12 protein-coding genes are annotated in these 14,581 nt (G+C 36.8%); 7 read left to right on the forward strand and 5 right to left on the reverse strand.

The features are described from left to right. Window positions 1-206: 206 nt before the first annotated feature. Entirely contained in the window at window positions 207-2,345 is a 2,139-nt protein-coding gene (locus H3T48_RS05335; protein ID WP_198188795.1) for an SLAP domain-containing protein, read from the forward strand. Window positions 2,346-2,499: 154 nt separating this feature from the next. Here H3T48_RS05335 and H3T48_RS05340 read toward each other — a convergent pair whose 3' ends face one another. Continuing rightward, complete coding sequence (locus H3T48_RS05340; protein ID WP_198188796.1) at window positions 2,500-3,114, reverse strand: DUF3862 domain-containing protein; 615 nt, start codon at window positions 3,112-3,114, stop codon at window positions 2,500-2,502. A gap of 339 nt (window positions 3,115-3,453) precedes the next feature. On the opposite strand from H3T48_RS05340, the gene H3T48_RS05345 reads away from it, so the two are divergent. Beyond that, window positions 3,454-4,125: a MucBP domain-containing protein gene (locus H3T48_RS05345; protein ID WP_198188797.1), complete on the forward strand. Its 672-nt coding sequence runs from the start codon at window positions 3,454-3,456 to the stop codon at window positions 4,123-4,125. 218 nt (window positions 4,126-4,343) lie between these two features. Here H3T48_RS05345 and H3T48_RS05350 read toward each other — a convergent pair whose 3' ends face one another. The 4 genes from H3T48_RS05350 to H3T48_RS05365 all read right to left on the reverse strand — a co-directional run bounded on the left by H3T48_RS05350 (window position 4,344) and on the right by H3T48_RS05365 (window position 10,092). Further along, entirely contained in the window at window positions 4,344-5,804 is a 1,461-nt protein-coding gene (locus H3T48_RS05350) for a glycoside hydrolase family 1 protein (RefSeq protein WP_198188798.1), read from the reverse strand. Continuing rightward, the gene (locus tag H3T48_RS05355; protein WP_198188799.1) at window positions 5,797-7,689 is read right to left on the reverse strand and encodes a beta-glucoside-specific PTS transporter subunit IIABC; all 1,893 of its coding nucleotides are present in this window, start codon (window positions 7,687-7,689) and stop codon (window positions 5,797-5,799) included. Before H3T48_RS05355 ends, H3T48_RS05350 begins: the two co-directional genes overlap by 8 nt. 14 nt (window positions 7,690-7,703) lie before the next feature. Beyond that, window positions 7,704-8,531, reverse strand: a complete 828-nt coding sequence (locus H3T48_RS05360) for a PRD domain-containing protein (protein WP_198188800.1) — start codon at window positions 8,529-8,531, stop codon at window positions 7,704-7,706. A gap of 208 nt (window positions 8,532-8,739) precedes the next feature. After that, complete coding sequence (locus H3T48_RS05365; protein ID WP_198188801.1) at window positions 8,740-10,092, reverse strand: Mur ligase family protein; 1,353 nt, start codon at window positions 10,090-10,092, stop codon at window positions 8,740-8,742. 147 nt (window positions 10,093-10,239) lie between these two features. On the opposite strand from H3T48_RS05365, the gene H3T48_RS05370 reads away from it, so the two are divergent. The 5 genes from H3T48_RS05370 to upp all read left to right on the forward strand — a co-directional run bounded on the left by H3T48_RS05370 (window position 10,240) and on the right by upp (window position 14,504). Further along, the gene (locus H3T48_RS05370; protein WP_046306636.1) at window positions 10,240-10,839 is read left to right on the forward strand and encodes a thymidine kinase; all 600 of its coding nucleotides are present in this window, start codon (window positions 10,240-10,242) and stop codon (window positions 10,837-10,839) included. 17 nt (window positions 10,840-10,856) lie between these two features. Beyond that, a complete protein-coding gene (gene prfA, locus H3T48_RS05375; protein ID WP_198188802.1) occupies window positions 10,857-11,945 on the forward strand; it encodes a peptide chain release factor 1 in 1,089 nt (362 codons plus the stop codon). Beyond that, window positions 11,938-12,786: a peptide chain release factor N(5)-glutamine methyltransferase gene (prmC, locus tag H3T48_RS05380; RefSeq protein WP_198188803.1), complete on the forward strand. Its 849-nt coding sequence runs from the start codon at window positions 11,938-11,940 to the stop codon at window positions 12,784-12,786. The genes prfA and prmC overlap by 8 nt, the downstream gene beginning before the upstream one ends. Beyond that, window positions 12,786-13,790 (forward strand): L-threonylcarbamoyladenylate synthase, encoded by a 1,005-nt coding sequence (locus H3T48_RS05385; protein WP_198188804.1) that lies wholly within the window; start codon window positions 12,786-12,788, stop codon window positions 13,788-13,790. Before prmC ends, H3T48_RS05385 begins: the two co-directional genes overlap by 1 nt. Before the next feature lie 84 nt (window positions 13,791-13,874). Further along, window positions 13,875-14,504, forward strand: a complete 630-nt coding sequence (gene upp, locus H3T48_RS05390) for a uracil phosphoribosyltransferase (RefSeq protein ID WP_046306643.1) — start codon at window positions 13,875-13,877, stop codon at window positions 14,502-14,504. Window positions 14,505-14,581: the final 77 nt, after the last annotated feature.

Here is a 14,581-nt window from a genome sequence, read left to right on the forward strand (position 1 = left end):
GTGACATTTTTAGCAGATATTGTCTTATAAAGTTCTTAGATGTACATATATTATTGAGCTTTTAGTCCTATATCTTTATAGAATGCTGATTAACTATTTTACTAATAGTTAATATCACAGGCTAATTTAAAGGTTCTTTTCTTAGTTTGTGCTAAGTTTATTGTAAAGATAATAATTAAGAGTGCCTAGTGCAGAGGACGCTATATATGAGTACAAGAAGAAAAAGTACAATGTTAGGTAGCAGCTTAACTGTGGCTGCACTTAGCTTATTGCTCTTTACAAATAATAATGTGATTAAAGCCGATAGTTTGCCTGTTAACCAGCCAAATAGCGAAGAGAGTTCAGACAAGGGTAATTCTGCCACTTCTAATACGCAAGAGCAGGTCAGCAAAAATACTGATAATCTAGGAAAACAAAGTGAACAGGTTAAATCTCAAACTGAACCGACTATTGTTAAAAGTGGTACGTGGGGTGAAAATGGTCCAAAATGGAGTTATGACAGCAATGACTGCTTAAAGATTAACGGGGGTACAATTACCGGTGAAAATGATAGTAACGGTGCTTTTGCTGATCAAGACATTTTAAAAAACGTCAAAAAAATCGAGTTTACAGATCAGATAAAATTGAGTGGCGATTTTCAGTACTGGTTTAGATATGTAAAAGATACGCGGTTAGTGAATCTCACGGAAATAAGTGGGTTAGATAAAGTAGATACTTCCCAAGTCACTAATATGCGAGGTATGTTCTACGCAAGTAAAATTAAAGCACTGAATTTGTCTAGCTGGGATACTTCCTCTGTAACAGATATGAGTTACATGTTTACTGATATGTTTGCAGTTGGGGAAGATGGTTTGATAAACATTGGAGGTAAGTTTGGACAAAATTCAAAGAATGTTCAGGATATGACTTTCATGTTCAATGGTTGTGTTGGTTTGAGTAAAATTGAAGGAGTATCAAACCTTAACACTAGTTCTGTAACTTCAATGAAAAATATGTTCCATGGTGCTTATAACTTAACCGAATTAGATTTAAGTCATTTTAATACAGAAAAAGTGACTAATATGGATGACATGCTAAGTTTTATGCTCAGTCTAGATTATTTAGATTTAAGTTCATTTGATACTACGAATGTTGTTAGCATGAAAAACATGCTGGCAAATGATGTTGTGGTAAAAGTTGCAGTTATGGATAATGGCAATGTCATTACTCAGTTCTTTCCTGGTATCACAACGATAGTGTTAGGGCCGAAAACTAAGTTAAAAAGTGAGGTGGCTTTGGACCAGCCTAATCCTACTAAGTTGTCCAACAAGAGCGATTATATCGATAAATGGCGTATGGTGGGAAACGACAATGAACCGCAGCTTACCAGTAGTGAACTACTTCAAAAAACTCAAGCTGGCACACTTAAGCCTGGCACCTATACTTGGAAAAAATTTGTACCATCATCAAACGGCAATGACAGTAATAATACAAGCACCGTTAATTCAGGACAAGGTCAAAGTCCAGTCCCAGAGATTGCACCTGATGATCACACTGATAAAGCAGCCGATAAGAATGAAGATAATCTAAGTAACATGCAAGAATACACTTTGATGCATAATGCTTATTTATACGACGATGCTGGCAAGCGTACTAATGGTGTCATTTTGGGAGTCGGTTCAGTCATTACAACTTATGGTGAGAAGACTATCAATGGGCGCGATTTTTATACTGTAATCGATAAAAATGACAACAATATGAAGTACTATGTTCGATTTGGTAATGTTCAGCCTGTTGTTAGAAAGCTAAAGCAAAACGCCTACCTTTATAATCAATATGGAGAAAAAGCTAACAATACTGGCAAGCTCAAAAGGGGGCAAAGCATTAAAACGTATGGTTCACCTGTACGTATTCGAGGCATTAAATACTACATTATTGCTAAAAACCGCTACGTCAAATTGAGCAACTTACTAGTAAATACTCAGAAAACTGCATCAAAATCACCACAGATTTTTGATGGAAAACTGCTAATGCATAATGCCTATTTATATGATAAAAATGGAACCCGCGCTAATCGTTTAATTCTTACTGCTGGATCAATAGTTAAAGTTGTCGGTAAAAAGGTAAATAATAAAAGAAGCTATTATGAACTGTCAAATGGTTTGTATATTGCAGCGGGAAACATTGATGCAAAGCAATCTAATTTGAAACATAATGCATATCTTTATAATCGATATGGCAACCGCACAAAAACAAAAATAAAGCAAAACAGACTGGTAAAGACTTATGGCTCACCTATTAGAATAAAGAATAAGGAATACTACATTGTAAATGTGAACAGCTTTATAAAGAAAGCAACTTTGTAAGTCCTACTAAGCAATGTTGTCATAAAAAAATAATTAGAGCATATTAAAAGGTCACAGTCCACAATTAAATTGTTGGAATGCGACCTTTTTGATTGAATAATTATTAATGCTCAAATTTTGAGTTTAAAGCTAGTTTATTTGGTCATACTTTAAATTACTTATCCAGTTCAACTTGAGTTTTTGAGATAAGTTTGTTGTCTGAGAAAACAAAAGTGGCACGGTTACTGTTGTTATCGGATTTTGACTTGGTTTTGGTTTGGTAAAGAGCAACTTTGTTCTTTTTACCCATTACGATATTATCGTTTAACGTATCCGGTTGACCGTACTTTTTAACTAAACTGGTATAAGAACTATTTTCTTTGATTTTATTATATGTTTTTAGAGTTAATTTATTAGGCGCTTTTTCCCATTTAAAATTATTAATGGTCTTTGTGATTGCCTTTTTATTATAGAATTGGACAACAAGTATAGCACCTGATGTTTTCCAACCTATGGTTTTAACTTTAAGTCCGTTGACTGAAGTTGTTTCAGTAGATTTTGGCTTTCCTAAAAGCTCAGTAGTTTCTGTAATAGAAGCACCGCCGTTGCCTTTTTCGGAAATATCTCCAAGTTTAATTTCGTCATACTTTTCCTTGAAAGCTTTCTTCTGCTGTTCAGTCTTAGTGAGTGTGTTGGCGTCGCTCGACTTGTTATTAGAAGAGCATCCAGCCAATGTAATTGCTAAAAAGCTGATTCCAACAACTGATAGTACTTTTTTTATTTTGATCATTAAGATCTCCCTTCAAAAATATGCCATAGGTTTAGTGTCACTGGCGTTGTGGACAATAAAAAATATATGACCGTAGCTATTATATATGTATATTTAAATTTTTGGAAGATATTATTTTTTGCACCGCTAAATCTACGTCATTTTAATCATATTACGTACGGTATGATTAAAATAAAACACTAGTGATAGGCTTTTGACAGAACATTTTTCATACCTGAAATAATAAAGAACTAAGAAATGACCGATTTAAATTAGACTTAGAAAATTTCTAGGTATGGGGAACAAGTTGTGATATTATAATTGTATTAAAGAATAGAAAACGCTATTAGGAGAGTAATTATGAAGAAAATTGAAAGCTTAAAAATCAAGAAAAGCGCTGCTTTATTGACTGCCGCAGCTGCAGCAGTATTTGCTTTTGCTGGTGTTAATGGAACTAATGTTGTTAAAGCTGATGCTACCAATCCTGCTTCTACAGTAGTTAACGATGGAAGAACTGCTACAGTTGTTGCTCATTATCAAGATGAAGCAGGAAATAAGATTGCTGACGATCAAACTATTTCCGGCCATACACAAGTTAGCTACGGAACAATGCGTAAGGCAATTCCTGGATACACTTTAAAGGATTGGCAAGGACCAACTGAAGGTTACTTTGAAGACACACCTAAAGAGGTAATCTACATTTATACTAAGGACAATGGTTCAAATGAGACCAATGTAACTGACAATTCAGGACAAATTCAAAACCCAATTGAAAAACCTGGTACAAGTTCTGATCAAAAGGATCCTAGCAAAGGTAAGAAGGACCCAGCAGCTTCAACTGATACTGCCAAAAAAGATGAGAACAAGAGTGACAATGTAAATACAACAACTAAGGATCCTGCCGCTAAACCAGCTGTTTTGCCACAAACTGGTTCTGATAAGACTAACTCTTTGAAGATGTTATTAGCTGGTATTTCTGTCGTTGCAGTTTCATTGCTAGGAATGGTTGCAGCATTTAAAAAGCGTATCTAGTCTGTTGAGCAGCAAAATATTTGTATAACTGAATAACATTTAAATACACGATTTGGATTTAACCGAATCGTGTATTTTAGTTTGCTCAAAAATGTAATTACTCTGTTGCATCCGGATTAGCAGATTTCACAAACCATTAGCATATTTGCTCATGAAAAAAGAGCTCCAAATAGCCAGATTGAAGCCCAACTATTATGAAGCTCTTTTATTTTGTGTTGTTAATCGTCTATTGCATTGCTTGCAATAACATTTTTGTACCAATTAAATGATTTCTTTTTGTATCTGTTATAAGTTCCAGTACCATCATCATTTTTATCAACATAGATAAAGCCATAGCGTTTAGTCATTTCACCTGTACTTGCTGATACAAGATCAATACAACCCCAAGAGGTGTAGCCAACTAAGTTAACGCCGTCCTCAATTGCTTTAGCCATTTCAACAATATGATCATGAAGATAATCAATCCGATAATCATCTTCGACAGTATATTGGCCATCTTTTTCAACTAGTTGATCAGCTGCTCCCAGCCCATTCTCAACGACCATTAGTGGAATTTCATAACGTTCGTATATTTGATTTAGTGCTGTTCGAAGGCCAACAGGATCGATTTCCCACCCCCAAGCACTACGTTCAACATATGGATTTTTAACACCGTTAAAGAAGTTACCAGCTGCTTTTTCAGCATCGTCTTGGGTAACAGTGACAGTAGATGACTGATAATAAGAAAAAGTATAAAAATCAACTTTTCCTTTTTGTAACAATTTTAAATCATCGTCAGTGATATCTAACTTAAGATTGTGGTCATTCCAGAACTTTTGCGCAAAGTAAGGATATTTTCCCTTAACCTGCACGTCACCACAGTAAAAATTATTGATTTCAGTCATATATTGAGCATAGCGAACATCGTCAGGATGGCTGGTTAGAGGATAGATCATGCGGTAGGCCATCATGCAGCCCATTTTTAATGAAGAATCATACTGATGTGCCCAATCAACAATTTCGGCGCTCGCTAAGAACTGATAATGTAATGCTTGATAACGTAGTTGGGTAGAGTCTTCCTCAGTATTATTGAAGACCTCTGAATCACCTAAGTACATTCCGCCACCCATATACGCCCCAAGCGGTTTGGCAAGCATGTTGATTTCATTAAATGTAAGCCAGTATTTAACATCTTTGTGATAACGTTTGATTACAGTCTTAGCAAATTTAACATACTGGGGAATCATTTTACGAGAGGCCCAAGCATTGAACTCTTGTGTTAATCCAATGGGGTTTTCAAAATGTGAGATGGTTACTAACGGCTCAATATGATATTTTTTCAATTCAGCAATTAAGCTATCGTAAAATTCCAGACCTTTTTCATTAGGCTCGTTTTCTAAACCATTAGGGTAAATTCTTGACCAAGCAATTGAAAAGCGGTATGTTTTGAAACCCATTTCGGCAAATAACTTAACATCTTCTTTGTAATGATGATAGTGATCAACGGCCATATGATTAGGGTAGAGGGTGTTGTCTTCGATTTGACGTGTGATTCTTCGCGGTGTCTGATGATCACCACCAGTAAGTAAATCCATCGTGGATAACCCCTTACCGTCTTCATTATAGGCACCCTCAAGTTGATTAGCGGCTGTTGCTCCACCCCATAAAAAGTCTCTGGGGAACGAATAAGTTTTACTCATTATCATCTTGTCCTTTAATTCTAGTGCTGAAGATTCGATCATCAACAGTTACTTGATCTACTGAGTCATAATTTAACTGGTTGTCTGGTTTATTGAGCGCAATTATTAAAACAGTCGGATCATATCCTGCTTGCTTAATTTTAGCAAAGTCAACTTGAACCAAAGGATCTCCCTGTTTTACTTCTTGTTGCTCTTTAACTTGAACGTCGAAACCTTCGCCCTTTAAGTTAACTGTGTTAATTCCAATATGAATCAGATATTCATTACCATTATCTGATGTGATTCCAATTGCGTGACCAGTTTGATAGGTCATAGTAACTTTACCGGCTAGAGGAGAAACAATTAGGTTAGTTTCAGGGTCAATCCCGCGACCTGAACCAAGCGATCCACTTGCGAACACTTCATCGTTAACTTGATCTAGAGGAATAACTTTACCATCAACTGGAGCGTTAACAGCTTCAAATTCAGCGTAATTTTCAGTATTAGATGAATTTAATGTATCTGATGTTTTTGACGCACTTGAATCAGTTTTTTCAACTTTTGCGAGTATAAAGGTGAAGATAAAACCTAAAATAAAGGCAATAACTGCAGTAATGATTGCATTTAAGAAGTTACCTGGTTTACCAACAAAGTTAACAATGGTGAAAATACCAGGTGAACCAAATGAGTATCTAACAACTTGAGTAATACCAGCGTAAAAGCCAGCCAATCCACCGGCTGCCATAACTGCGTAAATTGCTCGTTGGTACTTTAAGGTAACACCGTAAAGAGCAGGCTCAGTAATTCCTGATAGGGCAGTTACACCAGCAGAAAGTGCTAATTGGCGATTTTGTGAACGTTTATCTTTTAGGGCAATGGCAAATGAACAGCCAGCTTGAGCGATATTCGAAGCTAGCATACCAGGTCCAAGAATATTCTCGCTTCTTGCGGGACTGGCAATACCTAAAGATGCTATTGGCATCAGAGCGACGTGCATTCCAACCATAACTAGAAGAGGTGAGAAAGCACCCATTAAAGTTGGAACCAGCCAAGGAGCATATTTGTTCAAACTATTGATTAATAATGCTAATAAGTCACCTAACCATGAACCGATTGGTCCAATTACAATTAAAGCAAGAGGAGCCATGATGATAAAAATCAAAAGTGGCTTAAGCATTGTTTTAATGACGTTAGGGGAGACTTTTTCAGCGAATTTTTCAACGTAGGATTGAATCCAAACACATAAAATGATTGGAATAACAGTGCTACTGTATGTAGCTAAAGTTATTGGTGCTCCAAACAGAGTTACTGGTTTGCCTGCAGCAACTAACGCTGCCCAGTTGGGATGTAAAAGCACACCTGCAATAGCAATTGACAAAAACTTATTTGTCTTAAAGTGTTCTGCAGCACTAACTGCCAGCATCATCGGCAGGAAGTAAAAGACGGCATCAGCCATAAAGCTCAAAATAGCATAGTTCTGGGACTTGACTGAAATTAGATTAAAAGTAGTTAAAAGTGAAATAACCACTTTAAACATACCGCCAGCAATTAATGGCGTGATGATTGGTGCCATAATGGTAACGATAATATTAATTAGGTTTCTGAAAAAGCCAACTTTTTCCTTATCGGTTGAAGGCTCCGAAGAACTATCACCAGAAATGTGATAATCACTCTGAATCTGTTTAAAGTATTCACCAACTTTTGCGCCAATGATAACTTGCGATTCTTCACCTGCTTGAACCGCCCCCAAGATTTCCGGTTGTTGCTTCAAAAATTCGGCATTAAATTTACTTTTATCCTTTAATGTGAAGCGAATTCGCGTCGCACAATGATAAAAGCTAGAAATGTTATCGGGACCGCCAACATTTTTGACGATCATATCGGTAACTTCTTTGTTACTTCTCATTTGTTCTTTTCCTTTCAATACATGGTCACACGGTGAATATGAATAATTAAATAAGCAAGCTCTTCCTTAGTAATAGGCTTACTATAAATAATTTCAATTGTTTGCTTAAGCTTCATGGCAATTTTACTAGCCTCAGGATAAAGATTCATCACTTGTTCTAGTAATTCTGGATCATTTGAAAGCATCTGATCACTGATATACCTTTCAGCAAAAAACTTAATATGAGTAACGAAGCGCTCGTAATTTAAGCCTTCTGTTGCGAGGTTACCGTGGCAAAGAACACGCAGAGTTTGCAAGATATTATCAATTAGTCGAGAAACTTCAAGCACATTGCTGCTTTCCTGCTTACTGGAAGCATTAATAATGTGAAAAGCAATGTTAGCAGCTTCTTCTTGAGGTAACTTTACGCCTAAATTGTCTTCGATAATATCAAGTGCATGTAATCCTACTTTGAACTCAGGCTGATAATAAGTTTTCATTTCCAGATATATACGGTTGCCTAACGATAAGTTATTTTGCAAACGTTGAATTGCAAAATATAAATGGTCAGACAAAGCATAATAAATACTTGCATCGAGCTTTTCGTGCAGACTTCGCTCTGCATATTCAACTATTTCAGTTGTTGTTTCAATGATCTTGGCTGGAATTTTTTGTAGTGACTGAACGAGCTCGTTTTGTTTGTTATCATCAACCGGAATGTACTTCCGACTAATTTTTTCTTCAGGCACTTCGCTGCCAACTTTGGCGTGGTAGCCAATCCCTTTACCAAAAGCAATATATTCATTTCCATCATGATCAATAATTACAACATTAACATTTAGTATCTTTTTAATTTTATTCATTCTTGTACCCATCAAAAAATGCAGACAGGACGACAAAAATAACTAATACTTAAAAAAGCAAAATGTTAGTTATCAATGTAGTCTTGCCTGCATTACCAGTAACATGCGCTATCATTAACTCTTTTAAAGTTAACAAAAAAATCATCTTTTTGCAAGCGCTATCTTTAAAAACTTTACAAAAATAGTTTTTAGCTGTTAATTATGTCAATTACATGCCAGCCTTAATTATCTTTTTCTCTGCCATTGTCTTGCGGAGTGAAAGAAGGGCAGTGTAGGTAGATAAAATGTAAACCTTTTTAGTTGGAAGCTTGGCAATTTCTTCAATTACTGCTTCGTTATCCGGACAGGTAGTCATTTGTTCTGGTGAAAAGCCAGCAACTTCTAAGCGAAATCCCATGTCATGCCAACGCTGTCCACCAACTAGAATTTGTTTAATTTGCTCGTGATTCAAATCTTCAAACTGACCATCCCAAATCCATGAAGTATCAATTCCATCAGCGTGATTAGCATTAAGTAGGGTAACTAGAGAATAGTCATCCTTTTCGGTGTTAAGCATATGTAAAACTTCGTCTAGACCAACTGGATTTTTAACCAAAATGAGATCAATGTCCTTATCAGCGTATTGAATTAACTCTTGGCGACCAAAAACGCGTTTGTTTTTGGCAAAGGCACTAGCAATTTCTTTATCATCAAGATCAAAATGACGTGCGACAGAATAGGCTGCTAAGGCATTGTAAATGTTATATGTTCCACCAATATTGATGTGATAATCTTTAGTTCCCATTCGAAAGCTAAGATGATTTGGATCCTGATCGATAATCTCGCTGACTGAATATGTTAACTCCGGACGGCGATAGCCACAGTTGGGGCAGAAAAAATCGCCTAAGTTAGCGTAAATTCGGTCATGGTAGTGTAATATATGATCGCATTCAGGGCAAAGGACACCGTCGGTATTAACTGGAGCTTTAACATCATTTTGTGAATGATCACTCGGAAGTTTGAAGCCATAAAAAATTTTAGGATTTGGCAGATCAACTGATGAAAAAATACTAGCATCACCGTTCGCGATGATGGTTGCATCAGGAGCTAACTTAATACCTTCAATAATCTTATTATAGGTAGTATAAATTTCGCCGTAGCGATCCATTTGATCACGAAAGATATTAGTTAAAACAAAAACACTCGGCTTAACTAGTTTAGTAACCATTTTGACGTTGGCTTCATCAACTTCTAAAACAGCAATAGGGCGCTTTGCTTTGCTCTTTTTATTTGCTAAAAAAGCAGTAACAATTCCTTGCTGCATGTTAGAACCAGACGGATTTGTCAAAACCTCGCCGTATTTTTCTCGTAAGGCTTCAACTATCAATGCAGTGGTCATAGTTTTACCATTTGTCCCGGTTACAATAACTGTTTCGTAATTTTGAGCAAGTGTGTTCAAAATATCTGGATCAAGTTTCATTGCAATTTTTCCTGGGAAGCTAGTTCCACCTTTTAGTACATTGTGAAGAAACCAGTAACTTGATTTTCCGGCAAATTTGGCAACATCAGATTTTAGATTCATGTTTATCCCTCGCTTTAAAATCTGTAACAACTATAGCATAGCACGCAAACGAAAACGAGTTTTTAACTACTATTTTAACTGCACTTATTTTGATTTTCATCTATACTAGATAAAGTCAGGTGGATATAATTATACAAAGGAGCAAAAATGGCACAATTATTTTTTCACTACGGCACAATGAGTAGTGGCAAAACGCTTGAAATTCTGAAAGACGCACATAACTATGAGGCTCAGGGTCGAAAAATTGTGCTGATGACAAGTGGCGTAGATAATCGGAGTGGGGTAGGAACTGTTGCTTCACGAATAGGTCTTCATCGCAAGGCTATTCCAATTGAGCATGACATGGATATTTTTGCTTATATCGAAAAAATCAATGATCAGGAAAAAAAGCTTGGTGATGGTCCAATTGCGTGCGTTTTTGTTGATGAAGCACAATTTTTGGAACGGCACCATGTTTTTGAGTGTGCTAGAATTGTTGACGAATTAAGCATTCCAGTAATGGCTTTTGGATTAAAAAATGATTTTCAGAATAACCTATTTGAAGGGTCAAAAAATCTGTTGATTGTTGCTGATAAAATCAACGAAATAAAAACCATTTGCCACTATTGTGGACGTAAGGCTACAATGAACTTGCGTATTCACGAAGGGAAACCAGTTTATGAAGGTGAGCAGGTCCAAATTGGTGGTGATGAAAGTTACTATCCGGTTTGTCGTTTTCATTATTTTCACCCAAATGAACAAAGATAGAGAGGGACTGATAAAATATGGATAAAATTATGGCACAGCTTGAAGGACTTGTGGCTCATTATGATGAATTACAAGAAATGATGGCCGATCCAGAGGTTATCAACGATACCAAACGGTATATGGAAATTTCCAAAGAAGCATCTGACTTACATGATGTTGTAGAAAAATATCAAAAATACAAAGCAGATAAAAAAGAAATAGCAGACAATAAAGAAATTATTTCAAGCGAAAGCGACTCTGATTTAGTTGAAATGGCTAAAGAAGAAAACAGTGGTCTAGAGCAGGAAATAGTTGATTTGGAAGACGAAATCAAAATTTTAATGCTTCCTAAAGACCCTAATGATGATAAAGATATCATTATGGAAATCAGAGGTGCAGCTGGTGGTGACGAAGCTTCACTTTTTGCTGGTGACTTACTCAGAATGTATGAAAAGTATGCTGAACGACAAAATTGGCAAGTCTCCATTGTTGATAGTGAACCTACTGAAGTTGGTGGCTATAAGCGTGTTGCAATCATGATTACAGGTGACAAAGTTTACTCTAAATTAAAGTATGAAAATGGTGCTCACCGTGTGCAACGTATCCCTGTAACTGAATCTCAAGGACGAGTACATACTTCAACTGCAACAGTTGCTGTAATGCCAGAATATGAGCAAGTTGATTTTGAGCTTGATCCAAAGGACATCAGAGTTGATGTTTACCGTTCTAGTGGTGCAGGTGGTCAGCACATTAACAAGACCTCTAGTGCTGTTAGAATGACTCACTTGCCTACTGGAATTGTGGTGGCAATGCAGGATCAACGTAGTCAGCAACAAAACCGGGAAAAAGCAATGCAAATTTTAACCTCACGTGTTTATGATTACTATGAAAGTGAAAATCGTGATCAATATGACGAAAAGAGGAAAAATGCGGTTGGTACCGGGGATCGTTCTGAAAGAATTAGAACCTATAACTATCCGCAAAACCGGGTAACTGACCACCGAATTGGTTTAACACTCAACAAGTTAGATCGAATTATGAATGGTGAGTTGGACGAAGTCATTGATGCATTGATTTTATATAACCAAACTAAGCAATTAGAGGAGTTGGCTGATCAAAATGGCTAAAATTGCTACTTTGAAGGACTTAAGTATTTGGGCAACCGAAACGGCTGCTGATCAGCGTCAAGAAGACGTTGATTTTCTTTTAGCTGAAAGACTTGGACTAAGTCCAAGCGAATTTGAGTTAAAACAAGAAATGGCGCTAACCGACGCTCAAATTAAGCAAGCCGAAAAAGATGTCAAAAAACTTGCTAAAGGAATTTCACCTCAATACATTTTGGGTTATTCATGGTTTTATGGTTACAAGATATTAGTTGAACAAGGTGTTTTAATTCCGCGTTTTGAAACTGAAGAACTAGTTGCTTGGACGCTTGAAGAATTAAAAAGCGGTGAGACCGTACTTGATTTAGGTACTGGTTCAGGCTGTATTACTGTTGCTTTAGCAAAAGAAGCAGCTAAAAAAGGAATCACAGATTTAAATTTGTTTGCTTCTGATGTGACAGACGCTGCTTTAAGAACAGCGGAAGAAAACTTTTTAGTCTATGATTTAGATGTCACTGTGCGCAAAGCTAACGTTTTAATTGGATTAGAAAAGTTCGATAAGATAATTTCTAATCCACCATATATCAAAGAATCTGAAAAAGATGTGATGGATCAGAATGTTTTACAAAATGAACCTAAAGAAGCATTATTTGGTGGTAAAAGTGGTATTGCATTTTATCAAAAATTTGCCAAGCAGGTACGTGAACATTTGAATCCAGGTGGAGAATTCTTCTTAGAATTTGGCTTTAGCGAAAAACAGCAATTACAAGAACTATTTGCGAAAGAATTACCTGATTTTACAATTGAATTTAAGGATGATATGGCAAGTAAACCACGAATGGTATTTGGGAAGTGGAATAAGTAATGGAAACGAAAATTTTTCAGCAAGACCAAATTGACGAGGCCGTTAAACTTTTAGCAGCAGGTAAATTAGTGGCTTTTCCGACCGAAACAGTTTATGGTCTTGGCGCTATCGCAACTAATGAAAAGGCTGTGAAGAGTGTTTATGCCGCCAAGGGAAGACCTAGTGATAATCCATTAATTGTAACTGTTTCAGATGAAGCAATGGTTTCGGATTATGCGAAAGAAATTCCTGAACGTGCGCAAAAATTAATGAAGCATTTTTGGCCGGGTCCGCTGACCATTTTGCTTTTTGTTAAACCTAATGCTTTGCCCAAAGCTGTTACTGGTGGGTTAGATACTGTAGCTTTTCGTTGCCCAGATGATAAGTTGACACACGATTTGATTTCTAAACTGGGCTATCCAATAGTTGGGCCTTCTGCGAATACTTCTACTAAACCAAGTCCAACCACTGCACAGCACGTTTATCATGATTTAAATGGTAAAATTGCGGGCATAATCGATGGTGGGCCAACCAGAGTAGGTTTGGAATCAACCATTATTGATTTGTCCGTCGAAACGCCAGTTGTCTTACGGCCTGGTGAAATTACGCCACAAGAGCTAAGCGAAGTACTTGGTGAAAAGGTCTTGATTAACAGTGGGCAAGTAGAAGACCAAGGTGTACCAAAGGCTCCGGGGATGAAGTATCGTCATTATGCTCCAAGTGAACCAGTAATAATTGTCGATGACACGAGTGATTTTGCAAAAATTGAGTTTAATGAGCATACTGGCGTAGCAGCTTTAGATTCTGTTTTAGTTGGATTGAATGTACCAGAGCAAAATAAGTTCAGTTTGGGTAAGAATCTGGTAGATGCTGATCATAACTTATTTGGTGCATTGCGCTATTTTGATGATAAGCAGTCAATTGATCAAATTTATGTTCAAGGCTTTAGTGGCAGCGAGGCCACCTTGGCATATATGAACCGCTTAAATAAGGCTGCGGCTGAGAAACATTTTCATGGAAAGTAAAAAAATAAAGCAAAGGGCTTTAAACCCTCTGCTTTTTTGATTAAAATAAGCGAGAAAGTATATTTGTTTTATAGGAGGAAAAGAATGGGTAAATTTACAGTGTTAGATCATCCGTTGATTCAACACAAGTTAACAATCATTAGACGTAAGGAGACAAGCTCCAATGAGTTTCGTCAAATTGTTGGTGAGATTGGCGGATTGATGACATATGAAATTACTAGGGATTTACCATTAAAGGATGTTGAAATTGAAACACCAATGGGCAAAACAACGCAAAAGGAAATAGCTGGTAAAAAGATGACGATTGTTCCTATTTTGCGTGCAGGTATTGGTATGCTCAATGGTGTGATGGAAATGATTCCTTCAGCTAAAGTTGGTGTCATTGGGATGTACCGTGATGAAGAAACATTAGAACCACACGAATACTTCTGTAAGATGCCTAAGGATGTAGCAGATCGTGAGTGTTTAGTAGTTGACCCAATGCTTGCCACTGGTGGCTCAGCTAATATGGCTATTGGCGCCTTGAAAAAACGTGGTGTTAAGGACATTAAACTTGCCGTTTTAGTTGCTGCACCTGAAGGCGTAAAAGCTATTCAGGAAGAAAATCCTGATGTAGATATTTATGCCGCAGCAGAAGATGAGAAGTTATTACCAAATGGCTACATCACTCCTGGTCTTGGTGATGCCGGTGACCGCTTGTTTGGCACTAAATAGCGATATTTTTACAAATAGTATACGGAATTCGCTTACAATTTTTCACAAAAGGTTTGTTTGGTGTTAATATTGTAGGA

This window comes from Lactobacillus sp. M0403, assembly GCF_016101265.1.
Taxonomy (GTDB): domain Bacteria; phylum Bacillota; class Bacilli; order Lactobacillales; family Lactobacillaceae; genus Lactobacillus; species Lactobacillus apis.

What these genes read in the sequence shown, in the direction of transcription:
- H3T48_RS05335 (WP_198188795.1), top strand. Translation starts at nt 207, where the DNA reads ATGAGTACAAGAAGAAAAAGTACAATGTTAGGTAGCAGCTTAACTGTG.
- H3T48_RS05340 (WP_198188796.1), bottom strand. Translation starts at nt 3,114, where the DNA reads ATGATCAAAATAAAAAAAGTACTATCAGTTGTTGGAATCAGCTTTTTA.
- H3T48_RS05345 (WP_198188797.1), top strand. Translation starts at nt 3,454, where the DNA reads ATGAAGAAAATTGAAAGCTTAAAAATCAAGAAAAGCGCTGCTTTATTG.
- H3T48_RS05350 (WP_198188798.1), bottom strand. Translation starts at nt 5,804, where the DNA reads ATGAGTAAAACTTATTCGTTCCCCAGAGACTTTTTATGGGGTGGAGCA.
- H3T48_RS05355 (WP_198188799.1), bottom strand. Translation starts at nt 7,689, where the DNA reads ATGAGAAGTAACAAAGAAGTTACCGATATGATCGTCAAAAATGTTGGC.
- H3T48_RS05360 (WP_198188800.1), bottom strand. Translation starts at nt 8,531, where the DNA reads ATGAATAAAATTAAAAAGATACTAAATGTTAATGTTGTAATTATTGAT.
- H3T48_RS05365 (WP_198188801.1), bottom strand. Translation starts at nt 10,092, where the DNA reads ATGAATCTAAAATCTGATGTTGCCAAATTTGCCGGAAAATCAAGTTAC.
- H3T48_RS05370 (WP_046306636.1), top strand. Translation starts at nt 10,240, where the DNA reads ATGGCACAATTATTTTTTCACTACGGCACAATGAGTAGTGGCAAAACG.
- prfA (WP_198188802.1), top strand. Translation starts at nt 10,857, where the DNA reads ATGGATAAAATTATGGCACAGCTTGAAGGACTTGTGGCTCATTATGAT.
- prmC (WP_198188803.1), top strand. Translation starts at nt 11,938, where the DNA reads ATGGCTAAAATTGCTACTTTGAAGGACTTAAGTATTTGGGCAACCGAA.
- H3T48_RS05385 (WP_198188804.1), top strand. Translation starts at nt 12,786, where the DNA reads ATGGAAACGAAAATTTTTCAGCAAGACCAAATTGACGAGGCCGTTAAA.
- upp (WP_046306643.1), top strand. Translation starts at nt 13,875, where the DNA reads ATGGGTAAATTTACAGTGTTAGATCATCCGTTGATTCAACACAAGTTA.